This is a genomic window from Magnetospirillum fulvum, from assembly GCF_900108475.1.
GTDB lineage: Bacteria > Pseudomonadota > Alphaproteobacteria > Rhodospirillales > Magnetospirillaceae > Phaeospirillum > Phaeospirillum fulvum_A.
Genome location: NZ_FNWO01000016.1, coordinates 1 through 21,169, shown reverse-complemented (window position 1 = coordinate 21,169; position 21,169 = coordinate 1). Strand labels below are relative to the sequence as shown.

General features: G+C 65.6%; 23 protein-coding genes. 8 read left to right on the top strand and 15 right to left on the bottom strand.

Translation table 11 applies throughout. The features are described from left to right. Nucleotides 1-43: 43 nt before the first annotated feature. Nucleotides 44-1,243 carry a formate-dependent phosphoribosylglycinamide formyltransferase gene (gene purT, locus BLW40_RS15615; protein ID WP_074770221.1) on the bottom strand — a complete coding sequence of 400 codons (1,200 nt, stop codon included), beginning with the start codon at nt 1,241-1,243 and terminating at the stop codon, nt 44-46. A gap of 151 nt (nt 1,244-1,394) precedes the next feature. Here purT and BLW40_RS15610 point away from each other — a divergent pair, with 151 nt between their 5' ends. After that, nucleotides 1,395-2,276 (top strand): alpha/beta hydrolase, encoded by an 882-nt coding sequence (locus tag BLW40_RS15610; protein WP_074770219.1) that lies wholly within the window; start codon nt 1,395-1,397, stop codon nt 2,274-2,276. Here the strand turns inward: BLW40_RS15610 and BLW40_RS18095 are convergent. Beyond that, nucleotides 2,273-2,398: a hypothetical protein gene (locus BLW40_RS18095; protein ID WP_280139928.1), complete on the bottom strand. Its 126-nt coding sequence runs from the start codon at nt 2,396-2,398 to the stop codon at nt 2,273-2,275. The two genes, BLW40_RS15610 and BLW40_RS18095, sit on opposite strands and share 4 nt — an antisense overlap. A 147-nt stretch (nt 2,399-2,545) precedes the next feature. Between BLW40_RS18095 and BLW40_RS15605 the strand changes: the two genes are divergently transcribed. After that, complete coding sequence (locus BLW40_RS15605) at nt 2,546-3,337, top strand: type I restriction enzyme HsdR N-terminal domain-containing protein (RefSeq protein WP_074770217.1); 792 nt, start codon at nt 2,546-2,548, stop codon at nt 3,335-3,337. A gap of 27 nt (nt 3,338-3,364) precedes the next feature. Here the strand turns inward: BLW40_RS15605 and BLW40_RS15600 are convergent, their stop codons facing one another. The 3 genes from BLW40_RS15600 to BLW40_RS15590 all read right to left on the bottom strand — a co-directional run bounded on the left by BLW40_RS15600 (nt 3,365) and on the right by BLW40_RS15590 (nt 5,256). Beyond that, the gene (locus tag BLW40_RS15600) at nt 3,365-4,702 is read right to left on the bottom strand and encodes a glycosyltransferase (RefSeq protein ID WP_083386822.1); all 1,338 of its coding nucleotides are present in this window, start codon (nt 4,700-4,702) and stop codon (nt 3,365-3,367) included. A gap of 26 nt (nt 4,703-4,728) precedes the next feature. After that, complete coding sequence (locus BLW40_RS15595) at nt 4,729-4,953, bottom strand: DUF3126 family protein (RefSeq protein ID WP_074770215.1); 225 nt, start codon at nt 4,951-4,953, stop codon at nt 4,729-4,731. 93 nt (nt 4,954-5,046) lie between these two features. Continuing rightward, nucleotides 5,047-5,256 (bottom strand): cold-shock protein, encoded by a 210-nt coding sequence (locus BLW40_RS15590; RefSeq protein WP_002726631.1) that lies wholly within the window; start codon nt 5,254-5,256, stop codon nt 5,047-5,049. 282 nt (nt 5,257-5,538) lie between these two features. Between BLW40_RS15590 and BLW40_RS15585 the strand changes: the two genes are divergently transcribed. The 4 genes from BLW40_RS15585 to BLW40_RS15570 all read left to right on the top strand — a co-directional run bounded on the left by BLW40_RS15585 (nt 5,539) and on the right by BLW40_RS15570 (nt 8,163). Then, complete coding sequence (locus BLW40_RS15585; RefSeq protein ID WP_083386821.1) at nt 5,539-6,189, top strand: SOUL family heme-binding protein; 651 nt, start codon at nt 5,539-5,541, stop codon at nt 6,187-6,189. A 102-nt stretch (nt 6,190-6,291) separates the two neighbouring features. Then, nucleotides 6,292-6,633 carry a hypothetical protein gene (locus BLW40_RS15580; RefSeq protein ID WP_139305628.1) on the top strand — a complete coding sequence of 114 codons (342 nt, stop codon included), beginning with the start codon at nt 6,292-6,294 and terminating at the stop codon, nt 6,631-6,633. Then, nucleotides 6,630-7,235, top strand: a complete 606-nt coding sequence (gene gstA / locus BLW40_RS15575) for a glutathione transferase GstA (protein ID WP_074770211.1) — start codon at nt 6,630-6,632, stop codon at nt 7,233-7,235. The genes BLW40_RS15580 and gstA overlap by 4 nt, the downstream gene beginning before the upstream one ends. A gap of 13 nt (nt 7,236-7,248) precedes the next feature. Further along, nucleotides 7,249-8,163: a S1 family peptidase gene (locus BLW40_RS15570; protein WP_074770209.1), complete on the top strand. Its 915-nt coding sequence runs from the start codon at nt 7,249-7,251 to the stop codon at nt 8,161-8,163. 15 nt (nt 8,164-8,178) lie between these two features. Here the strand turns inward: BLW40_RS15570 and BLW40_RS15565 are convergent, their stop codons facing one another. From BLW40_RS15565 to BLW40_RS15555, 3 genes are read right to left on the bottom strand one after another with little or no spacing between them, the layout of a single operon-like run. Then, nucleotides 8,179-9,468 carry an Hsp70 family protein gene (locus tag BLW40_RS15565; protein WP_074770207.1) on the bottom strand — a complete coding sequence of 430 codons (1,290 nt, stop codon included), beginning with the start codon at nt 9,466-9,468 and terminating at the stop codon, nt 8,179-8,181. A gap of 47 nt (nt 9,469-9,515) precedes the next feature. Continuing rightward, nucleotides 9,516-10,691 (bottom strand): BaiN/RdsA family NAD(P)/FAD-dependent oxidoreductase, encoded by a 1,176-nt coding sequence (locus BLW40_RS15560; protein WP_074770205.1) that lies wholly within the window; start codon nt 10,689-10,691, stop codon nt 9,516-9,518. Nucleotides 10,692-10,737: 46 nt separating this feature from the next. Next, nucleotides 10,738-12,735, bottom strand: a complete 1,998-nt coding sequence (locus BLW40_RS15555; RefSeq protein WP_074770203.1) for a PAS domain S-box protein — start codon at nt 12,733-12,735, stop codon at nt 10,738-10,740. Nucleotides 12,736-13,039: 304 nt separating this feature from the next. Between BLW40_RS15555 and BLW40_RS17225 the strand changes: the two genes are divergently transcribed. Beyond that, nucleotides 13,040-13,750, top strand: a complete 711-nt coding sequence (locus BLW40_RS17225; RefSeq protein ID WP_211656787.1) for an EF-hand domain-containing protein — start codon at nt 13,040-13,042, stop codon at nt 13,748-13,750. A 10-nt stretch (nt 13,751-13,760) separates the two neighbouring features. Here the strand turns inward: BLW40_RS17225 and BLW40_RS15540 are convergent, their stop codons facing one another. The 4 genes from BLW40_RS15540 to BLW40_RS15525 form a co-directional block, all read right to left on the bottom strand. Then, on the bottom strand, nt 13,761-15,497 hold the full coding sequence (locus tag BLW40_RS15540) for a cytochrome c biogenesis protein DipZ (protein WP_074770201.1): 1,737 nt from the start codon (nt 15,495-15,497) through the stop codon (nt 13,761-13,763). A 19-nt stretch (nt 15,498-15,516) separates the two neighbouring features. Then, complete coding sequence (msrB, locus tag BLW40_RS15535; protein ID WP_074770199.1) at nt 15,517-16,011, bottom strand: peptide-methionine (R)-S-oxide reductase MsrB; 495 nt, start codon at nt 16,009-16,011, stop codon at nt 15,517-15,519. A gap of 135 nt (nt 16,012-16,146) precedes the next feature. Next, the gene (locus BLW40_RS15530) at nt 16,147-17,304 is read right to left on the bottom strand and encodes an MFS transporter (protein WP_074770197.1); all 1,158 of its coding nucleotides are present in this window, start codon (nt 17,302-17,304) and stop codon (nt 16,147-16,149) included. Beyond that, entirely contained in the window at nt 17,301-18,143 is an 843-nt protein-coding gene (locus BLW40_RS15525) for a ChbG/HpnK family deacetylase (RefSeq protein ID WP_074770195.1), read from the bottom strand. Before BLW40_RS15525 ends, BLW40_RS15530 begins: the two co-directional genes overlap by 4 nt. 382 nt (nt 18,144-18,525) lie before the next feature. Between BLW40_RS15525 and BLW40_RS15520 the strand changes: the two genes are divergently transcribed. Then, on the top strand, nt 18,526-18,738 hold the full coding sequence (locus BLW40_RS15520; protein WP_074770193.1) for a cold-shock protein: 213 nt from the start codon (nt 18,526-18,528) through the stop codon (nt 18,736-18,738). 31 nt (nt 18,739-18,769) lie between these two features. On the opposite strand, the gene BLW40_RS15515 is transcribed toward BLW40_RS15520, so the two are convergent. The 3 genes from BLW40_RS15515 to BLW40_RS15505 all read right to left on the bottom strand — a co-directional run bounded on the left by BLW40_RS15515 (nt 18,770) and on the right by BLW40_RS15505 (nt 20,619). Beyond that, a complete protein-coding gene (locus BLW40_RS15515) occupies nt 18,770-19,699 on the bottom strand; it encodes a metal ABC transporter substrate-binding protein (protein WP_074770191.1) in 930 nt (309 codons plus the stop codon). A gap of 111 nt (nt 19,700-19,810) precedes the next feature. Further along, nucleotides 19,811-20,176, bottom strand: coding sequence for a rhodanese-like domain-containing protein (locus tag BLW40_RS15510; protein ID WP_244511227.1), 366 nt, complete (start codon nt 20,174-20,176; stop codon nt 19,811-19,813). A gap of 80 nt (nt 20,177-20,256) precedes the next feature. After that, complete coding sequence (locus BLW40_RS15505) at nt 20,257-20,619, bottom strand: rhodanese-like domain-containing protein (RefSeq protein WP_074770241.1); 363 nt, start codon at nt 20,617-20,619, stop codon at nt 20,257-20,259. Between the last annotated feature and the right edge of the window lie 550 nt (nt 20,620-21,169).

The window sequence follows — 21,169 nt, the reverse complement described above, 5'->3', positions numbered from 1 at the left end:
GGGGAGGGGGCGGCCCGGTTTTCCAGGCGGCCCCCTTCGACGTCTAGCCTCGGACCGGCTGGACGCGGCTGGCGGCCAGCTTGGCCCGTTCGATCGCCTCTTCGACGCTGTCGGCCGAGGCGACGGCAACGCCCATCCGCCGCTTTTGATAGCTTTCCGGCTTGCCGAACAGACGCAAATCGCTGCCCGGCACCTGCAACGCCTCGGCCACCCCTTCAAAGGCGATGCCGGTCGCGTTCATCCCGCCATAGATCACCGCCGACGCGCCGGGCGAGCGCAGGGCGACATCGACCGGCAGGCCGAGGATGGCGCGGGCGTGGAGGTCGAACTCGGACAGGCGCTGGGTACACAGCGTCACCAGCCCGGTATCGTGGGGGCGGGGGCTGACCTCGGAGAACCACACCTGATCGCCCTTGACGAACAGTTCGACGCCAAAGATGCCCCGTCCGCCCAGATCGCCGGTGATCCGCCCGGCGATGTCGCGGGCGGCAGCCAGCGCCGCCGGGCTCATCGCCTGGGGCTGCCACGACAGCACGTAATCGCCATCGACCTGATGATGGCCGATCGGGTCGCAGAAATAGGTCTCGACCTGACCCGAGGCCCCGACCGCCCGGACGGTGAGCTGGGTGATTTCGTAATCGAAATCAATGAAGCCCTCGACGATGACGCGGGTGCGCGCCACCCGCCCGGCCTGAAGGGCATGAATCCACGCGACCTCGATATCCGAGGCCGATTTCAGCACGGACTGGCCCTTGCCCGACGACGACATCACCGGCTTGACCACGCAAGGAAAGCCGATGCCGCCCTCGATCGCGGCGCGCAATTCGTCGAGCGATTCGGCGAAGGCGTAGGGCGAGGTGGGCAGGCCCAGCGTCTCGGCGGCGAGGCGGCGAATCCCCTCGCGATCCATCGTCAACCGGGTGGCGCGCGCGGTCGGGATCACTTCCGCCAATTTTTCCCGCTCGATCTCCAGCAGCAGGTCGGTGGCGATCGCCTCGATCTCGGGCACCACCAGATGCGGCTTTTCCGCTTCGATCACCCGGCGCAGCGCGGCGGCGTCGGTCATGGTGACGACGTGGGAGCGGTGCGCCACCTGCATCCCCGGCGCGTTGTCATAGCGGTCGACCGCGATCACCTCGACGCCCAGACGCTGGAGGGCGATCACCAGTTCCTTGCCCAATTCTCCGGCCCCCAGCAGCATCACCCGCGTGGCGGACATGCTTAACGGCGTTCCGATGCTCATGTCGTCGATCTCCAGAAAAGGGGCCGGTCCCTGGAATAAGGCCGTCCGGCCGGATCATGGCCGGTCGGGACAGGACTTCGGTATGATAGGGTGTTTCGAACTCTACCAAGCCCAAACTATATTGGGCAACCGAGGATTCGACAGGAATGCAATGACGATCGAGACGTATCTCCCCGCCGCCGCTCTGGCCCAACCGTCGCTTGGCTATCGCTATCATCGCGGCGCTTCCGAGCCGTCCGGCCCGGCAGTGCTGCTGATCCATGGATTGGCCGGAACCCCCAACGAAATGCGCTCGGTCGCCCGCTGCCTGTCCGCGTCGGGCTTTACCGTCTATGCGGTGCGGCTGGCCGGGCATTGCGGCAGCGAAGCCGATCTGGTCAAGACCGGCTGGCGCGATTGGTACGACAGCGTCGAGACGGTCCACGCCGAAGCGGTCTGTCGGCACCGTTCCGTCTTCGTCGCCGGGCTGTGCCTGGGCGCGCTGTTGGCGCTGCATCTGGCCGCGAAGCACAAGGAAACGGTGGCCGGGCTTGCCCTCTATTCCCTGCCGCTGTGGTATGACGGCTGGTCGATGCCCCGCTTCGCGTTTCTGCTGCCGTGGTTCCTCAAGACCGAGCGGGGGCTGTCCTATCGCTTTGTCGGCAGCGATCCCTACAGCATCAAGGACGAGCGCCTGCGCCGCCCCGTCGCCGCCGCGAAGCAAAAGGGCGATACCGCGACCGCCGGGGCGATCGGCATCACCGGGCGGTCGTTGCGCGAGATGGGCGAATTCGCCGCGATGCTAAAACCGGAACTGCCTTTGATCACGGCTCCGACCCTGATCGTCCATGCTGTTCAAGACGATCTGTGCGGCCTGAAGAATCCCCGCTATGTCGCCCGTCGCCTCGGCGGCCCGGTTCGCACCGTGCTGCTGGACGATTGCTATCACCTGATTACGGTCGATCGTCAGCGCGCCCGCGTTGCCGGAGAGACCAGCACGTTCTTCGGCGCATTGGCCGGGATCAAACCCGGGGGCAGCGAAGGCGGAGCCTAACCGGCGGCCCGCAATCGGGGGGATTGGCGGTCGGGATGCTGCCCCGCCTCGGCCAGCGCGACCAGGGCGTCGCAGGCGGTTTGGGTGCCGGTTTCGGCGGGATAAATGTCCTCTACCGGCATGCCCTGAATTGGCTCCAGACTCCGCGCCTGCGGTAGTTTCTCGCGACCAAGCATTGCGGGAAATGTCACAAATCCACTTCCCATACGTGTCTCTCTCTGAGAACATACGCCCTAACCGATTATAATTGGCGGCGAGGGAAGGGGGGGATGATGACTGAGCGGAACCATGGGGCCGTCTCGGAGGCCATTCGGTCAGCTGTATTCGAAGCTCCGAAAAAATCTAAGCGAATATTACTTAAGACTTTGTTGGGGCACTATGGTTTCAAGACTAGGCAAAAACATTTTATTGATGTCATTCATGACGGCTTGGTATCTTTAGGTGTCATTTTGAGTCCAGACATAAGAACCATTGGGCGAGATGATTGGGTCACGCTTTCCGTTACCGATCCGAATCTTCCTCTTGGGGATTTCTCGGCCAACTCATCTCTCGAAGGTGATCATTCTCAGGGGGGTGACCCGTGGCTGGCTGGAATCGCAGGCAAGCATTTTAGTAGCGAGAAGGAAGTCGAGATTCGGTTTGTGATCCCGCTCTTGGACCGCCTCGGCTACACAGAGGACGACCGGGCAGACGGTTATCGGGTTGAACAGGTGGTCGGGGGGAGGAAGACCAAAACAGAGGCCGATTTTGTTTTGTTCGATGGTCGTAACCGAAGCAAAGATAGTTCTCTTCTGGTTGTTGAGGCCAAGAACTTTGGAGAAAATCTATCAACCCATATCCAGCAGGCCAGAAGTTATGCGATATTTATTGGAACTCCTTATTATCTCGTGACGAACGGAGATGAAATTCGAGTTTTCCTCTATCGAAGCCCAATTGAATCTGATGTTGAGGTGTTCAGGGCGTCCCGGCGTGACTTGCCTGAAACCTTTTCTGCCCTGTTCAACCTGATCAGCAAGCCGGCTGTTGTTGAATACAGGCGGCGCAGAACAACTAGAGCGTAGCCACAGTCGGGGCGGCGAAGGCGAAGCCTAACCGGCGGCCCGCAATCGGGGGGATTGGCGGTCGGGATTCTGCCCCGCCTCGGCCAGCGCGACCAAGGCGTCGCAGGCGGTTTGGGTGCCGGTTTCGGCGGCGATCTTGCGGCCGATCTCGCTGGCGCGGCGCTGGTACGAGGGCTGGTCGAGCAGCCTGCCCAGTTGGTCGGCGGCACGGCTGGCGGTATAGCGTCCGATCGGCAGCGACCGGGCGATTCCGAGCCGGGTGACCCGGGCGGCATTGTCGGGCTGGTCATAGCCGAACGGGACCACCAGCATCGGTCGGCCCGCTCGCATCGCCTGTCCGGTGGTGCCGACTCCGCCCTGATGGACGATGGCGGCGGCGCGGGGGAACAGGGCCGAGAAGGGGGCATAGGCGACGGAGATCGCGGACTCCGACAGCGGGCCGAGCGGCAGCGACGATTTCGACCCGACCAGCAGCACCGCCCGGCGGCGTAGCCGTTGTGCCGCTTTCAGGCTGTCTTCGAAAAAACTGCCGGGGCGACGCACCATCGTCGTTCCCAGGGTGAAGACCAGCGGCGGCGGGCCGTCCGCGAGGAACGCGGCGAGATCGGGCGGCAACCCCGCCTGATCGTCGTCGTCGTGAAAGGCGAACCCGGTCGCCATGCTGTTGCGCGGCCAGTCGGGCTGGGGCGCGCCCAACAGCGGCGAGAACAGGCCAAGCGCCAGATCGGGAGCGTGCTGCCCGGCGAACAGCGGATCGTCGGCGGCGGGGGGCAGACCCAGTTCGGCGCGGAAGGCGTGCCACGGCGCGCTCCAATCGTGGGCGCGCAGCATCACATGGTGGTAAATCTGGCGAAACAGCGGCGGCCCCAGCGGGCGCAGCAGGTTGAGAAACGGAATCTCGGCCATCACCGACGGGTCGTGAACCGACAAGGCGGTGAAGGGGGCGAGGAAGGTCGAGGCCCAGCGCCGCCCCTGGGTTTCCGCCACCAATCGGGCGGCAAAGGCCAGCGGGTGGGAGACCAGCAGGTCGGACCCTTCGGCGGCGGCGGACAGATCGGCGTAGGATTCCCGCAGATTGGGCATCATCACGTCGCGGATCAGCGTTTCCGCGCCGGTGCGGGGGTGCAGCACCTGATCGACCAGACCGGGGACGGACTGGACGCGATTGAAATCGGGGCCGAGCGGATGGAAATCGATGCCGAGCGCCTGAATCTTGTCGCGATAGACGTCGCTGCCCGCGATCATGGCTCGATGGCCGCGTCGATTCAGTTCAAGGGCGAGGGCGATGTAGGGGTGAAGGTCGCCAAACGATCCGATCGTGGCGAAAACGATCCGCAGACTTTTCCCGCTTCCCGCTCCCGCCATGGAATCGAAGTCCCTTCGTGCCGCTCTCAGTTCTTGGCGAGAGTCGGCAAATCCTCTTCAAGGATGGAGATGTTCAGCGAATAAGAGACTTCGCCTTCATCTTCGTCACGGTGCAAGACACCGATGAATTCGTCGCCGATGCTGACCTCGATAGGCGCATTGGTCTTCTTGGGCGGGTCGATCCGAATGCGGTCGTTGCCGAAGGTCGCACGCAGATATGCCTCAACGCGGGCGATTTCGCTCGGTTTCATGGTTGCAAGCTCATGAAAAGTGGATGTTTGGATCGTTCTATCAAGCGGAGCAGCGGCTGGCCGCCGCAGGGACGGCCAGCCACATCTCAGGCTTTAGAGGGCCTTCAGATTGACCGCAGAGGTCTTGCCCTTACGCGGATCGCGCTCTTCCTCGAAGGAAACCTTCTGGCCATCATTGAGGCCGTTGAGGCCAGCGCGCTCGACCGCGGAGATGTGCACGAACACATCCGGGCCGCCGTTGTCCGGAGCGATAAAGCCAAAACCCTTGGTGCTGTTGAACCACTTGACGGTGCCGTTCGGCATATTGAGGTCTCCAAGAATGAGATTCACGCGACGCGACTTCGCGAAGCGGATCAAGTGCCGAGCGACTCTGGTCGTTTCTCAGGGCAGAATTGATAAGCGCAGTGTTGATCGTTCGGCGGCCAATAGCAAGGTCCAACTGGCCCGATTGACCGATTGGCCACTTTATTTCCGCAGGGAGGGTAGTTTCCGACCCCCCCGGAAAATGGCGGAAAACTCCTTGTTTGTTACCATATTCTTCCCATCTATCAACAGCTTGAACCCTGGATCGGAAGGATCGGGACGATGAAGCTGTCGGATGTGGGAAACGGGCTGGCCATGGTCGGTTCCGTCGCATTTTTGTCGGCTTGCTCGGTGGTCGGAATACGGTCCGGCACCGAAGAGCCCACCTATGAGGTGGTGGCGACGCTGGCCGACGATCTCGAAATCCGCCGCTACGGCGCGCGCATCGCCGCCGAGACCGATCTTGTCGGCGACGGGTCCGAGGCACGCAATCAGGCGTTCCGCACCTTGGCCGGATATATTTTCGGCAGCAACCGCGCCCACAGCAAGGTGGCGATGACCGCCCCGGTCGAAACCGAGCGGTCCCAATCGATCGCGATGACCGCCCCGGTCGAAGGGGGCGAGACCAACGGGCGGCGGACGATGCGCTTCTTCATGCCCGCAACCTATACGATGGAGACCTTGCCGGTTCCCGACGACGAGCGGGTCCGGCTGGTCGAAATCCCCGGCCAGACCCTGGCCGTGCTGCGTTTCACCGGCACCCGCGATGCCGAGGCGATCGCCCTGCGTCAGGCCGAATTGCTGGCCCGGTTGGGCGGGACGGCATGGCAGCCGCACGGTGCACCCTCGTCCTTCCTCTACGACCCGCCCTGGACGCTGCCGTTCCTGCGCCGCAACGAGGTGGTCGTCGCGGTCGTCCGCGGGGACGGGTAGGCCCCGGTTGTCGCCCTCGGGGAGATGGCTTACTCTGTCTCGGTCGGCGGCGACGCCGGAACCAACGTGGCTGTGTCCGGATGGTCTGACCGAATGATTAGCGTGGTGATCTCTCTTCTGGCGGCAATCGTCTTTTTCCGCTCGGCCCGCGCCGCCAGACGTCGCCGGGCCTTGGTGTGGGCGCTGATCGGCATGGCCTGCGTGCTGTGTCCCGGCCTGCTGCTGGGGATGGGATGGAAGCTGCTGATCCTGCCCGCTTTGCCGGAGTCCGGCCTTCTGATCGAGCATTTCGCTCTGACCAATCTGGTGTATTCCAGCCTGACGCTGGTGGTTGAACTCGTCATCGTGTTCCGGGTGCACGACCGCTATCTGCGCATCGTGCCCGACGGCGGGACGCTGTCCGCTCGTCCGCGTCCCGCATCAGACAAGGGGATGGTGCCATGAAGCTGTATTACAAGTCCGGAGCCTGCTCGCTGGCCTCCCATATCGCCCTGATCGAGGCCGGTTTCGATTTCACCGTCGAGGCGGTCGATCTCGCCACCAAGAAAACCGAGGGCGGGACCGATTTCCTGACGATCAACCCCAAGGGCTATATTCCGGCGCTGGTGCTCGATGACGGGCAGGTGCTGACCGAGGGGGTCGCGATCCTGCTGTATCTCGCCTCGCAGGCGCCCGATCTGTCGCTGGCGCCAGCCGAGGGCACCCCCGATTATCTGCGGCTGGTCGAGTGGCTGGTGTTTACCGCCACCGAATTGCACAAGCCGGTGGCCGGGCTGTTCAATCCGGCGATTCCCGAAGAGGTCAAGGACCTGTCCAAGGTCACCCTGCGCCGTCGGTTCGAATTCGCCGAGAAAGCGGTGGCGCCGGGCGGCTATCTGGTTGGCGACAGCCCCAGCGTCGCCGATTTCTATCTGTTCACCGTCCTGTCGTGGCTGCCCCGGGTCGGCCTCGCTCTATCGGAGTGGCCCGCCTTGACCGCCTATTACACCCGGGTCGGCGCGCTGGACTCGGTGCAAGAGGCGCTGAAGGCCGAGAAACTGCTGTAGGGTTGACGTCTGGATGGTGTCGCGTCGTCTGATGGTGCTGGGTCTCGGGGTATCGGCCTTCGCCGTTCTCAATGCCTCCCGCCGGTCTGTTCCGGAAGAGGCGGAAGAGGGGGATTTGCTGGCCGCCGAGCCCGGCATGGACGGGCGCACCTGGGGCTTCGCCCAATTGTGCGACAGCGATCCCTGGGTGGCGGCGGCGGGCCGCACCTGCGGACGGGTTATCACCTATCGCGGCGAGGTCGAGGGGCGGGGCTCCTGCATCTTGCTGGACCGCTTTGGTACCGTCGCGCTGACGACGCATCAGGTCGAGGATTGGCTGACCGATTCCGGGACAGGAGCGATCGAGGCGGTGGTGCGCTTTTCCCCCCGTCCGGGCGAGGTCGCCGAAACCGCCGGGCTGGCCAACGTCCGCTTCCACCCCGGTCTCGACCTTGCCTTCGCCACGATCGATCCTGCTTTTGTCGCGGGGGCGGCCCTGGCCCCGGCGGTGTGGGGGACCGTGCCGAATTCCGTCGCCGGAACCCGGATCGTCGCGGTCGGCTGGGCGCATGGTCACGACCAGCTACACGCGGCGGCCGGGGTGTGCCACCGCTTCCACGATATCGACCAGGAAGAATACACCTCGCTCGCCAAGTCCGGTTCGTCGGGCCGGTTCTTCTGCAAGGTCGAAGCCCGGCTCGATGCTCATCCCGGCATGTCGGGCGGCGCGGTGTTTTCGAACGGCGCGCTGGTCGGCCTCGATAACGCCAACGGTCCCGCCGACGATATCCCCAATCTGCGCTTTACCCCCTCCTGGGCGGTGTGGGACGGCTATCGCAGGCTCTATCCCGAGCGCGCCGCCGAGGCCGATTTCGCCCCCGGTCCCAGGCTCGATTTCCAGCCCTTTCCGCTCTCCTGCCGGGCCGATCCCCGAGCCTTTTCGCGATAGGAACGCCCGGGTCGATCAGGCGGAGAACACCTCACGGGCGCGCTGGGCCAGACCGCTCGCCACCGAGATGAACTCGCCGCCGGCGCTGATCTTGTCCTCGCCGAAGCGGCGGGCGAAGATCGCCCGCACCGAGGGGACCAGCGACGAACCGCCGGTGAGGAAGACGCGGTCGATCCGATCCGCCGCGATCCCGGTGCTGTCGAGCAGACCCTCGACGCAGCCCTCGATCGCGGCGAGTTCCTTGCCGATCCAGCTCTCGAACTCGCTGCGGAGGATGCGCCGTTCGACCAGAACCGGGGCATGGTCGAAGCGGAACAGGGTCTCTTCTCCCCGCGACAGGTCGAGCTTGGCCCGCTCGACGGCGCGATAAAGGTGATAGCCGAGATTGTGCTCGATCAGCGCCAGCAATTGCTCGATCGGTTCGGGGTCATCGACATGGCGCTGGAGATCCTGCAACAGCCGCAGCGTCTTGGGCGTGTTGAGGAAGGCGACATGGTGCCAGCGTTCCAGCTTGGCATAGACCCAGGCGGGCATCGGCAGCGACTTGCCGCCGCTCAGATAGGTGTCGTTCTTGCCGAAATGGGCCGACAGGCCGTGTTCGACGATGCGGCGGTCAAACGCGTCGCCCGCGATGCCGACACCTGCCGTGCCGATGATCGCGTCTTCGGGCCGGGCCAGCTTTGTCCGTCCCGGACCCAGCCGGATCAGGCAGAAATCGCTGGTGCCGCCGCCGAAATCGGCGACCAGAACGGTCTGGTCCTCGGTCAGGGTGCTTTCGTAATAATAAGCGGCGGCAATCGGCTCGTACTCGAACACCACCTCGTCGATACCGGCCTTGGCGAAGGCTTCGACCAGCCGCCCGGTGGCGTAATCGTCCTCGGTCTCGCCGCCCTCGGCGACGAAGCGGACCGGACGCCCCGCCACCACCCGCGCCACCGGAACGCCCTCGGCCTCGGCGGCGCGGCGGAGGTGGGCGACGATCAGCGCCACCAGATCCTCCAGGCTGTAGGTCCGGCCCAGGATCGAGGTGCCGGTGAACAATCGGCTGGTCAGGTAGGATTTGAACGATTGCAGGAAGCGGCACTCGCCGTCGCTGTGCAGATAGGCGTCGATCGCTTCGTGGCCGACCAGCGGCACGATATTGCGGTGGGCGTCGCGGTTTTTGGCCTCGAAGGCCAGCACCGAGCGCAGGGTCTGCGCCGGTCCCGCCTGGGTGGCGAAGGAGACGACATCCGCCGCCGCCCGGTCTTGCCCGGCAATCGCCACGGCGCTGTTGGTGGTGCCAAAGTCCATTCCGACGAACATGAGATGTCCTTGATGCGGGGCGAAATGAAGGGTGGAGAGACGAAACGTCAGGCGAACTGACCGGCGACCCAGCCGCTGGCCCAAGCCCAATGGAAATTATAGCCGCCCAGCCATCCGGCGACGTCGGCGGCTTCGCCCACCGCGAACAGGCCGGGGCGGGTCTTGATCTCCATCGTCTTCGACGATAGCGCGGCGGTGTCGATCCCGCCCACGGTGATTTCGGCGGTGCGCCAGCCCTCGGTGCCGGTCGGAGTGAGCTTCCAGGTTTTCAACTCGGTCCCCAGCGCGGTCAGCGCGGCATGGGGGGTCTGGCCGATCGGGCGGGCATCGGCCCCGGCCCGCGCCGTCAGCATCTCGGCCAGGCGGGCAGGCAGATGCTCGGCCAGCATTGTCCGCACCTCGGCGTTGGGCCGCTCGGCCTTGCGCCCGAGCAGATAGGCGGCGGCGTCGAGGTCGGGCAGCCAGTCGATCGCGATCGAGTCCCCCTCCCGCCAATAGGACGAGGCTTGCAGCACCGCCGGTCCCGACAGGCCGCGATGGGTCAGCAGCACCGCTTCGCGGAAGCGGGCGCGGCCGACCGCGACGACGGCATCGACCGCAATGCCGGACAGCGGACGGATCAGCGCCAGATCGGCCTCGGCGAAGGTCAGCGGCACCAGTCCGGGACGCGGGGTCACCACCGGAATGTCATAGCGGCGGGCGACGGCATGGGCAAAGCCGCTCGCCCCGATCTTGGGGATCGACAGGCCGCCGGTCGCCAGTACGACCGAGGCGGCCGACAGCGCGCCCGCGCCGGTCGATACCGTGAAGGGGCCATCGCCGCTGACCGCGCCCGCTTTCACCCCGCAGCGGAGTTCCACCCCGGCGGTGGTGCATTCGGCGAGAAGCATCGTCACGATGTCCTCGGCCGAGCGGTCGCAGAACAATTCGCCATGATTGCGCTCGTGCCAGGGGATGCGGTGATGGCGCAGCAAATCGAGGAAATCGGCGGGGCGATAGCGCTTCAGCGCCGAGGTGACGAAATGCGGGTTGCCCGACAGATAACGGTCGGGAGCAACGCCCAGATTGGTGAAGTTGCAGCGCCCGCCGCCCGAGATCAGAATCTTGCGGCCCGGCTGGTCGTTATGGTCGAGCACCAGCACCCGCCGCCCGCGCCAACCGGCGGCGGCGGCGCACATCAACCCGGCGGCACCCGCGCCGATCACGATCACGTCGAAATCCATTCTTCGGGTTCTAGCCCGGATTTCGCGATCTGTCACGGTCGGGCGGCTAAACCGGGCGGATCATGGCGCAGACACAGGGTGGTTGCGAGCCCAGCGCGGGCGTCTGGGTCAGGGTGATTTCGACCCGCCGCTCGGTTCCGTCCCGCGTCAAGAGCGGCAAAGCGGGGCGTTCGCTGCCCATCCGCACCACCTGATCCTCGCCCATCGTCAGGGCGTTGCGCCATCCGACATGGCTGTCGCGAATCGCAGGAGGGAGCAGCCGTTCGATCTCCGCTCCCAGCAATTCGTCGAGCGAATAGCCGCTCAACCGCTCGATCTCGCGATTGGACAGAATGATGCGGCCGCTACGATCGACCACCAGCAGCCCGACCGGCATCCCGTCGAGAATGGTGCGGAACCAATCTTCGGTCTGCTGGCTGATATCTTGTTGCCGCCGCACCGATTCGGTCTGCCGCCGCACCTCGGCGAGGGAATCGCTGGCCAGGGTGCGTGTCCGGATCAACTCGATCTGGAGGGCCAGCACCGGCAGCAGCGCGTCGAGATCGGCGCGGTGGTCGAGATGGGCGGTGGGAGAGGGCGAGGTCACATCGAGTACCCCCAGCACGCGATCGTCGCGGATCAGCGGCCGCAGAACGCGAAGCGACACCTCGCCCGGATCGGAGGGCACCTGTCCGGCGCCCGCTGGAAAATCCTCGATACACAGTGCTTGTCCGGTATTCGCGCAGTCCCAGATCAAGCCGTCATCCGCCCCGATCCGTTCCGGCACGGTGCTGTCGCCCAGAGATCCGGCCAGAGTTAGATGCTGTCCGTCATCCTCGGTCACATAGAGGCGACCCTGATGTAATGGCAGATCGCGGGCCAGACCGGCGAACAGGGTCTGGGCCAACGCGGCGGCGGTTTTGACGTGAAGCAGGTGGGCGATCAGGTCGGCTTGGCGCGCCTGCCGGTCGCTGCGCTCGGCCTGCTGTCGCGCCGCACTCTCGCCGTCGAGCGCCGCCTGGTGCCGTACCGTTGCCGCCCCCCGTGCCGCCAGCACCAGCAGGCCGAGGGCACAGGTTCCCACTCCAGCCGCGGCCGCAATCCCCAGACGGGCGGCCAGCGGTGTCGCCGCCGCCGGATCGGCCAGCAGCACCAGCGACCAGTCGCCGCCGGGATCGTTCCATTGTAGCGGCAGCCGGGCCGACATGAAGCGGGTTCCATTGATCTCGACGGTATCGGCATCGGGGTCAAACGGCAGGGATCTGACCCGATGCGGGCCGTCGAAGGCCCCGCCAAACTGCCGTGACGCGGCGATGGCGCGGATACGGTCGGGTGTCACCTCCCCGCTGACCGACAACAGCCATTCCCGCCGCGTGCTGGCGAACACCACTCCCTGGGGCGACAGCAGCAGAGCAATTCCAGGCCAGTCGCGCAAGGATTGGTCGATCAGGCTCATCGCGATCCGTCCCACCACCACGCCCGCCGCGATCGGCTCGTCCTGCGTCGTCCGGATCGGTGCGGCGATATAGAGGGAGCGGTCGCCGGTCGAGCTTCCCACGGCGGCATAGACGCTGTCGCTGCCGCGCAGACCGTTCTGGACATAGGGGCGGAAGCCGAGATCGTGGCCCAGCCGCGTCCGTCCCTGGGCATCCCACGAGGCGACGATCAGTCCGGCCCGGTTGACGACGAAAGCTCCATCGCCGCCGATCCGGTGGGCGAGGCGTTCCAGATGGCGCGCCGCCTCGCTGTTGTCGTCGCCCTCTTGCCGGGGCGGATCGGGCCGGGTCGCGGCGACAAGAAGCGACGGATTGGTCTCGCCCGAAATGATCACCGCCCCCATCGCCCAGCCCCGCGCGGTTTGCTCCAGCAGGGCGGTGGCCTTGCGTCCGGCCTTGTCTTCAAAGGAGGTGCGGTGGTCGGCTTCCATCGCCAGTCGGAACGATTCTCCGACCGCGAGCCCGACCAGAAGGGATAGGAGCAGAATGACCCCCGCCGCCCGGCCGATTCCGGTGGGGAGGCCCCAACGCGACAGCAGGCCTTGTGGCCGATGTTGGGGACGAATCAAAGCCCCCGTTCCACCGGACGGCGGAGGGGGCAAAGCGGCCGAGGCTCTGGTTCGCTTGTCGCCCATCACAGTGACGTTGCTCTCACGATCCCACCCCTTAGCAATACCACGTTTCGGTGTGGAAGGGTGACGGGGGGAATCCCGCGGCCCGACAGGACGCTCTATTCCGAAAACGCAGGAATCCGCTTCTGTTTGGCGTGTGGCCTTTGGAGTATGATTAGTCTGAGTGCGCGCGAGCGCCGCCCCCCAAGCGGCGGTCCGGCCCCCAGGGCACAAACCAAGGTGAGGCATGACCGGAAAAGCGTTGAGCGTCGTCGTTGTGGCCGTCGGACTTGCGGCCTGTTCCGGCCCGGGTGGCCCCGGAGGACCGGGCGGTCCAGGAGGCCCGCGCCCGCAGCAGGCCGCCAGCGTCAGCCCCAACGCCGAGCCATTGACCGGGGGGGCGCTGGGGTGGAAGCGTTGCGAGGAGGCGCTGGACGAATGGGCGGTCCGGGTCGATCCGGCCCATCGCGGCATCGTCTCGCGCCAGGATTTCCTCGCCGATGCCCGGGCTCAATTCGCCCGGATGGATGGCGATGGCGACGGGTTTGTCACCGCCGACGAATTGTCGGCCTATCGCGCCCCGTTCCGGGTGGTCGAGCCGTCGGCTCCGCCCCGTTTTCCGCGCGGCGACCAAGGCGAGGATGACGGGGCGCTTAGCGGTCGGATCGGCTTTCCCGGCGGGAGCTGGGGCGGACGCGGCGGCGGCGGCGGAGGGGGCGGCGGTGGCCCTCCCGGCGGCGGCGGCGGTCCATCTGGTGGCGGTGGCGGTCCGCGCGACGGCGGCGACCGGGGCAGTTCGCCCCCGACCGGAGCCGATCCGGTGATGTCGGCCGACACCAATCTCGATTTCAAGGTCAGCCTCGACGAGTTCCTGCGTCAGGCCAACCTGACCTTCGACTCGCTCGATCTCGACCGGAACGGGACGCTCGATCCGGCGGAAGTGCGCAAGTTCTGCCCGGCTCCGGCCAAGTGATCCCGGCGGATCAGCCGAAGGTGAAGGCAAAAGCCTGAAGTCCGGGGGACAGGAACTCGATTTCGAAGGTGCGGTCGCGGCTGGATTCGGTCTGGCGAATCAACTGATACAGCCGCCGTCCGCTGACCGTCCCCTCTCCCTCGGCATTGGTGTCGATCCCGTGATCGGCACCGGGGACGGCTCCGTCGAGGCGGACGCGGAAGCGGATCGGGGTGCCGCTCTCGTCCGGCCCCAGCACCAGATGCAGGTCGCGGGCGTGGAAGCGAAACACGATCCGCCCGCCTGCTGTCGCCGCGACCGCCCGTTCGGATTCGATCTGCCACTCCCCCGCCAAGGCCCATTCGTTGCGCCGCAGCTTGGCCGGAAGGGCATAGGCCTGGGTCCGGTCGGGGACGATGCCGCCGGGCGAGCGGAAATTCTCGGCGCGGTCATGGCCGAGATAGGTCTCGGGCGAGGCCAGCGTGGCAAAGTCGGCGGGAGCGTGGATGCCCCGGCTATCGACCGCATCGGTGGCGGGGGGAAGGGAATGCCCGGTCTCGGCCAGCAATTGGCGGACCACCTCTTCGGTACGGTCGTAATTCCCCTCGCCGAAATGGTGGTAGCGGATGCGGCCCTCGCGGTCGATCAGGTAATGAGCTGGCCAGTAATGATTGTTGAAGCCCCGCCACAGGGCGTAGTCGTTGTCGATCGCGACCGGATAGGTGACGTTCAGATCGCGCACGGCCTCACGGACGTTCGACAGCGATTTCTCGAAGGCGAATTCCGGGGCGTGGATGCCCAGCACCACCAGACCGGCCTCGCGGTATTTTTCGGCCCAGGCTCGGACGTGGGGCAGGGCGCGCAGGCAATTGATGCAGGAATAAGTCCAGAAATCGACCAGAACGACCTTGCCGCGCAGGCTGTCCGAACTGAGCGGCGGGGAGTTGAGCCACGCCGTCGCCCCGGCCAGCGACGGCAGGGTGCCCTCGACCGGCAAAGCGTTGTCCGACGCCGCCATTGCCGCCAGCATCCCCGGAGCGGGGCCAAGCCGGTCGAGCAGGGTCTGCTCGATTGCAACGGTTCCCGGCAGCGACAGGCGGCCGAGCAATCCGGTATCCAGTCCCAGCCCGATGACGACAACCCCGGCCAGCACCGCGCCGCCGAGGCCGCGCCGTAGCCATGTGCCGAGTCCCAGGAAGCGCTTCATTGTCTCAAAGACCCGGCGGCCCAGCAGCAGCGCCGCCGCCAGCGAGGTCGCCGCTCCGGCGGCATAGGCGGCGAGCAGCAGGGTGGTGTGGACGCTGGCTCCGTCCAACGCGGCGGCGGTGAGAATCACACCCAGAACCGGCCCGGCGCAGGGAGCCCACACCAGACCGGTCGCGATTCCGAGCAGCACCGGGCGCAGGATTTCTCCGCGCTGCGTGCCGTCGTCGCGCTCCGCCGCCTGGGACAGGCGCCCGCCCAGCGCGACCAGCGGACGAGAGATCCGCTCGGCCAGACCGGGCCACACCAACGCCAGTCCGAACAACGCCAAGAGGGCCAGCGCGGCCCATCGCCCGGCCTGGTTCGCCTCGATCGCCCAATGTCCGCCGACCGCCGCCAGCGTCGCGATCAAAGCGAAGGTCAGCGCCATCCCCGCCAGCATCGGCAGTCCGCTCCGCCGGAACGGCCGGTCCGCGCCCGCAAACACGAACGGCAGCACCGGCAAGATGCAGGGGCTGAGGATCGTCAGCCCTCCGGCGAGATAAGCGATGGCGAACAACAGCATCGGGCGACCCCGCGACGATTCAGGTGGTTTTGGGTGTGAAGGTCAGCGCCGTTCCGTTCATGCAATAGCGCAGGCCGGTCGGGGCCGGGCCATCGTTGAAAACGTGGCCGAGATGGCCGCCGCACTTGCTGCAATGAACCTCGGTGCGGGCAAGCCCGATCTTGTAATCGGTGGTAGTGGCGACCGCATTGTCCTTCGGTGCCCAAAAGCTGGGCCAGCCGGTGCCGCTGTCGAACTTCGTGCCCGAATCGAACAGGGGCTGGTCGCATCCGGCACAGGAAAACTCTCCGGCGCGGTGTTCGCTGTTGAGGGGGCTGGAAAACGGACGCTCGGTCGCTTCTTCGCGCAGAACGGCGTATTGCTCCGGTGTCAGCATGCTGCGCCACTCCTTGGCAGTGTGGTGGATGGGGAAATCGTCGCCAGCGCGGGCGCGCGAACTGAACATTCCTTCGGCCAACGCCAGCAGGGCAAGGCCGCTCGATCCGGCCCAAAGGAGATGTCGTCTGGTCAGCATGCCCGTGCTCCCTCGAAAGACCGTCCGGACGGCATCCCATGTGTGCCGATCCGGGTGTCTTCACCCAATGTTAGATTGGGGGAGGGGCGGGCGATGACAAGACGGGCCAAGGCCCGATCCCGGCTCGGGCAGGGATTAGGCCGCGATCAGGCGGCCGCCACGCCAGCGCCGCAGCAGCGGCCACGCCGTTAACGCCGAGGCGGCGGACAGAGCTGCCATCACCCAGAACGCCTCGCCGCCCAGCCATTCGTACAAAGGCCCGGTCGCCGCAATCACCAGACCGGGGGCCAGCCCGACCGATATCGCTGCGAACAGGCCCTGGGCGCGGACCGACAAAGACGGCGGCACCGCTCTCTGGATAAAATGCATCGCCCCCAGATGAGCGCAGCCGAAGGTGGCGGCGTGGAGAAGCTGGGCCAGAGCGAGCAGCGCTGGTTCGGTGGTCGCTCCCAGCACAGTCCAGCGGACGATTCCGCACAGCCCTGCCGTCAGGATCAGCCCCGCCGGTCCCACCAGCGCCACCGCCCGGCCGCTGAGCGAGAACAAGACGATCTCGGCGACGACTCCTTCCGACCACAGCAATCCGATCGTCGCGTCCGACAGGCCCGCCGCCTTCCAATGCAGGGTGGCAAAGCCGTAATAGACGGTGTGGGCGGTCTGGTTCAGCGCGGTCGCGGCGAGAAACAGCAGGAACAACCCCGACCCCAGCAGCGGCCGCAGCGGCGGCGGCCGCTCGCGCAGCGGGACGCGGGCATCGGGCAACGCCGTGCAGGTCAGGGTCAGGCCGAGCAGAAGCGCGAAAAACATCCAGGCAAGGGTGTCGGCGGGCCACACCTCCAGCACATGTCCGACCGTCGAGGCGGTGGCGATAAAGGCGAGCGAGCCCCACAGCCGCACCCGGCCGTAATCGAGCTTCTCGCGGGCGGCGACCATCAGCACCAGACTGTCGCCCACCGGCATCAATCCGTTGAACGGCAGGAACACCAGCAGGGTCACGATCAGGATCGGCCAGAAGCCCCAGGCCAGCGGGAACAGCAGGCACAGCGCCGCCGCCGCCGCCGCCAGGATCAGCATCGGCCGTTTGCGGTCGCCGCGATGATCGACCCAATGGCCGACCAGCGGATTGGCGACCAGCCGGGTGAGGTAGGTAAAGGCGATCAGAATCCCGATCTCGGACGGGCTTAACCCCCGGGACGACAGCCACAGCGGCCAGAACGGGGCCAGGATGCCGATGATCGCGAACAGGGCGGCATAATAGGTTGCCAGCCGCGTCGCCTGCCCCGCGCCGTTCATGCCCGGGGCAGCGGTGCCAGACTGAGGCCCCGATCCGTCAGTGCGGCTTCCATCGCGTCCGAGGCAAGGTAGGCGTACTCGACCGCGCGCTGGTCGGTCAGCCGCTCGCAGGCGCGCAAGGCGTCGTCGATCTCGCCGGGATGACACATCACCAGGGTGCCCGGACCGGGGCGGTCGGTGAAGCGTTCGAACAGCGCCGGATAGGGAACCCGGCCGGAAAAATCATAGACGCCGCGAAAGCGACGATTATGGGGGATTCCGGCCCGGCGCAGCCCCAGCCGCAGCCCGATGCCCAGCACCGCGATCAGTCCGGCGCGGAACGGGTCGATGCCGCGCCCCAGGATCGATAGCGGATTGTCCCAGCACGACCGCACCCAACCGCCGGGGGCCAGCCGCCGCGCTGCCAGATCGAGCACGACGTCCCGCACCACCGGCAATTGGTGGACGTGGTGATGGCCATCGAGAAAGTCGGGAGCGCGTCCCATCGCCGCTTCGAACGAATCGATCTGGCGTTCCAGTTCGGCGGCGATCTCGGCGCGGTCGAGGCGGCGCAGCAGCGACAGCTTCAACAGCCGTCCCAGCGGGGGAAAACGACCGTCCGGGGCCAAAGCGGGCAGGGGGGCGAGCGGGGCGTGGTCGGTCAGGGTCAGGTGAACGCCGAACTCGGCCCGCCCAGTCAGCGGGCGCAGCAGAGCGGCTTCGTCCGGCCAGAACGGCCCGGCGGTCATGCAACCGGTCGCCTGAAGGCGTCCGGCCTCGATCAGGGCGCGGATGGCGCGGCCGACGCCGGGGGCAAGGCCGTAATCGTCGGCGCACAGGGTCAGGGAGGGACTGGTCATCGCCTCAGGATAAAGGCGCGTCCGGTGCCGACGCCAGCGTTAAAGACGCCGTCAGCCCCTCCGTCTCACCGCGTCCCTTTGCCGAGGGGGTGGTGGATATCGTGCAAACCTGCTGTCATCCCCGGTTATGAGAGGGGCGCGATCGACGCGGAGGCTGTCGGTGATGAAATCTTCGCCAAATTGGCTGGATAATAGCGGTTGAATTTTATTAAGGTTGATATGTCGTTCTTTTCAGAGCAACCATGTCTCCGACACGGAGTGATGGATCTGTAGAGCGCCGATAATGTCGGAGCCACGCGCATGATCTTCCCGCCTGACCGTGCGCCAGCCCTTTCCCGCACGCGCGGGAAAAGGATTCCTCCGTTCTTGAAAGGGTTTCCTGATGACTACGGGAACCGTGAAATGGTTCAACGCCCAAAAGGGCTTCGGCTTCATCGCCCCCGATGAGGGCGGCAAGGACGCCTTCGTCCATATCAGCGCGGTCGAGCGGTCGGGCTTGGGCGATTTGCGCGAAGGCCAGAAGATCGGGTTCGATCTGGTCTCCGACACCAAAAGCGGCAAGATGGCGGCTGAAAATCTGAAGTCGATCGACTGATCGGGGGGGGAGTCCTCCCCCCCTTCGGTTGTCAGCCCCGAGGTGTCAGGGCGGCCTTCAACGCACCGACATTGTGGCGGAACATCGCCTCATAGGTCGCGGCGGGGCCGTCCGCCGCCGACAGCGAATCCGAATAAAGGCTGCCACCGACCGTGCCGCGGCCATCCTTGGCGATCTGCTGGATCAAACGGGGATCGGTCATTGCTTCAATGAAGACGGCGCGGATCTTGTTCGCTTTCATTTGGCGGATCAGGGCGGCGACGTCCTTCGCCGTCGGCTCGGCCTCGGTGCTGATCCCGACCGGAGCCACGAATTCGATTCCGTAGGTTTTCCCGAAATAGCCAAAAGCGTCGTGGCTGGTGATGACCTTGCGCTCGGATTTCGGAATCTCGGACAATTCCCGCTGCACCCAGGATTCCAGCACGCCCAAACGCTGCGCGTAGGCTGCTGCCGCCGTCTGGAACTGTTCGGCCCGATCGGGGGCGACCTGGGCCAGCGCCGCGCCGATCGTGGTCGCATACATCCGTCCATTGGCCAGCGATTGCCAGGCATGAGGATCGGCTGCGCCTTCGTGGTCATGATCGTGGCCGTGGCTGTGGAGAGATTTCGGATGATCCTCATCCTCCATCGTCAGCGGCTTGACCCCGGTCGAGGCCACCACCACCCGCGCCTTGCCGCCCGCCGTCTTGAACAAGCGGTCGAACCAGCCTTCGAACCCCAATCCGTTGACGACGATCAGATCGGCCTCGGCCACCGCTTTGGCGTCGCTCGGCGTCGGTTGATAGACGTGGGCGTCACCGCTGGGGCCGACCAGTGTGGTGACCTCGACCTGATCGCCGCCGATCTGGCGCACCATGTCGCCCAGGATCGAGAAGCTGGCGACAACCTTCAACGGTTCGGCCAAGGCGGGACCGCAGACCGCGATCAGCAGCGCGGACAAAAGGGCAAGACGGGAAAGCATGGTAAGATGGCCTCCGGGACGCGAGTGATACGTTATAACATAACACATCACTCGCGACGGCAAGCCTCATTGCCACGTTCTGCGCAGGCGATGCGAGGGTCGTGACCGTCCTTAACAGGTCGGGCAGGGTTCGACCGGCAAGCCACGTCGCAGCCAGCCGGGTCCGGCCGCGCTGCCCAGCATTCCTTCCTGGACATTGACAACCCGGGTGAAGCCGTTTTCGATCAGCAGGGTCTGCACTTGGGCCGAGCGGTTGCCGCTGCGGCAGATGATCGCCAGCGGGGCGTTGCGGTCTCCCCCGACCATCGCGACGATCCGCTCGACGAATTGCCTCTCTCCGGTCCGATTGCGGTAATCGAGCCGCTTGGCCCCCACCGGTACCCCGGTCTGACGCCATTCCTCCGGGGTGCGGACATCAATCAAAGCCATCGTTCCCGCCGCGACTTGGGCGCTGGCCTCGGTCGGAGACAGCGTCATGTCCGCCGCTCCCGCCGCACTTCCACACAATAAGACAATGAGAACGGCCAAGAGAGGGAGGCGGAACCAGGACGAGATCATCACGGTGTCTTCGCCTCAATGGCACCGGTGGTCGGATTGATCCCGAGCAGGGGGAGACCGGCTTCCTTCCAGGCCGCCAGCCCACCTTTGATGTGGTAGACGACGGCGCAGCCAGCATCGATCATCCGCTGGCCCGCGATGCCCGACCGCTTTGATGTCCCACATTGCAGCACGATCTTCTGGGGGCCACCGCACGGCAGCGCGGCCGGATCGAAGGTGGCGAGCGGGGAGAGCAGCGCTCCGGGAATCCGCTCGAATCCATATTCATAGGGCTCGCGCACATCGATCAGAATCGCAATCCCCTGGTCCAGCCAGCTTTTGGCGTCGATGGGGGACAGATCGACCAATCCGGTTTCGCTCATGGCGGCGTTCTCCATATTAAGGAGACGAAATATTATGCTGATCTAATGTTTGACGCCAGACGGAAAGCGGCTCGAGAGGGGGGTAACATCTGCTCCTGGCGCAAACGAACGATGAAGAATTGGCAGGGATGAAGGCGAACGCTGCATGCTATCCTCTATTCTGTAACGAATGAGCGTGGCCTGGGCCTATGATCCGGCCGAGATCGAGAAAAGTTACGAATTTGTTGAGAAGGCTGTTGACGGGGTTGGGTGTGGGGCCTATAAACCGCGCCTCGCCGGGACGAACCTTCGGGTTTGAAACGGCGGGGGTTGAAGGGTTAACGGCTTCTGCGGATTGCAGAAAAAAGCAGTTGACACGGAGACCGGGGCGGGATAGAAACCGCGCCTCGCTGTTTCGGAGCCGGTGGTTCTGAGGCGGCGGCGAAGACCGGAAACGGAAATCGCCGCGGAGCGAAAAAAGAGATTGACACGGCCGGCCGGGCCGATTATAAACCGGCCTCCCCGCTGCGGCGGGGCCCGCACTGAAGCGGGACGGAAATTGGCAACGATT

What these genes read in the sequence shown, in the direction of transcription:
- purT (WP_074770221.1), bottom strand. Translation starts at nt 1,243, where the DNA reads ATGAGCATCGGAACGCCGTTAAGCATGTCCGCCACGCGGGTGATGCTG.
- BLW40_RS15610 (WP_074770219.1), top strand. Translation starts at nt 1,395, where the DNA reads ATGACGATCGAGACGTATCTCCCCGCCGCCGCTCTGGCCCAACCGTCG.
- BLW40_RS18095 (WP_280139928.1), bottom strand. Translation starts at nt 2,398, where the DNA reads ATGCCGGTAGAGGACATTTATCCCGCCGAAACCGGCACCCAAACCGCC.
- BLW40_RS15605 (WP_074770217.1), top strand. Translation starts at nt 2,546, where the DNA reads ATGATGACTGAGCGGAACCATGGGGCCGTCTCGGAGGCCATTCGGTCA.
- BLW40_RS15600 (WP_083386822.1), bottom strand. Translation starts at nt 4,702, where the DNA reads ATGGCGGGAGCGGGAAGCGGGAAAAGTCTGCGGATCGTTTTCGCCACG.
- BLW40_RS15595 (WP_074770215.1), bottom strand. Translation starts at nt 4,953, where the DNA reads ATGAAACCGAGCGAAATCGCCCGCGTTGAGGCATATCTGCGTGCGACC.
- BLW40_RS15590 (WP_002726631.1), bottom strand. Translation starts at nt 5,256, where the DNA reads ATGCCGAACGGCACCGTCAAGTGGTTCAACAGCACCAAGGGTTTTGGC.
- BLW40_RS15585 (WP_083386821.1), top strand. Translation starts at nt 5,539, where the DNA reads ATGAAGCTGTCGGATGTGGGAAACGGGCTGGCCATGGTCGGTTCCGTC.
- gstA (WP_074770211.1), top strand. Translation starts at nt 6,630, where the DNA reads ATGAAGCTGTATTACAAGTCCGGAGCCTGCTCGCTGGCCTCCCATATC.
- BLW40_RS15570 (WP_074770209.1), top strand. Translation starts at nt 7,249, where the DNA reads ATGGTGTCGCGTCGTCTGATGGTGCTGGGTCTCGGGGTATCGGCCTTC.
- BLW40_RS15565 (WP_074770207.1), bottom strand. Translation starts at nt 9,468, where the DNA reads ATGTTCGTCGGAATGGACTTTGGCACCACCAACAGCGCCGTGGCGATT.
- BLW40_RS15560 (WP_074770205.1), bottom strand. Translation starts at nt 10,691, where the DNA reads ATGGATTTCGACGTGATCGTGATCGGCGCGGGTGCCGCCGGGTTGATG.
- BLW40_RS15540 (WP_074770201.1), bottom strand. Translation starts at nt 15,497, where the DNA reads ATGCTGTTGTTCGCCATCGCTTATCTCGCCGGAGGGCTGACGATCCTC.
- msrB (WP_074770199.1), bottom strand. Translation starts at nt 16,011, where the DNA reads ATGCTGACCAGACGACATCTCCTTTGGGCCGGATCGAGCGGCCTTGCC.
- BLW40_RS15530 (WP_074770197.1), bottom strand. Translation starts at nt 17,304, where the DNA reads ATGAACGGCGCGGGGCAGGCGACGCGGCTGGCAACCTATTATGCCGCC.
- BLW40_RS15525 (WP_074770195.1), bottom strand. Translation starts at nt 18,143, where the DNA reads ATGACCAGTCCCTCCCTGACCCTGTGCGCCGACGATTACGGCCTTGCC.
- BLW40_RS15520 (WP_074770193.1), top strand. Translation starts at nt 18,526, where the DNA reads ATGACTACGGGAACCGTGAAATGGTTCAACGCCCAAAAGGGCTTCGGC.
- BLW40_RS15515 (WP_074770191.1), bottom strand. Translation starts at nt 19,699, where the DNA reads ATGCTTTCCCGTCTTGCCCTTTTGTCCGCGCTGCTGATCGCGGTCTGC.
- BLW40_RS15510 (WP_244511227.1), bottom strand. Translation starts at nt 20,176, where the DNA reads ATGACGCTGTCTCCGACCGAGGCCAGCGCCCAAGTCGCGGCGGGAACG.
- BLW40_RS15505 (WP_074770241.1), bottom strand. Translation starts at nt 20,619, where the DNA reads ATGAGCGAAACCGGATTGGTCGATCTGTCCCCCATCGACGCCAAAAGC.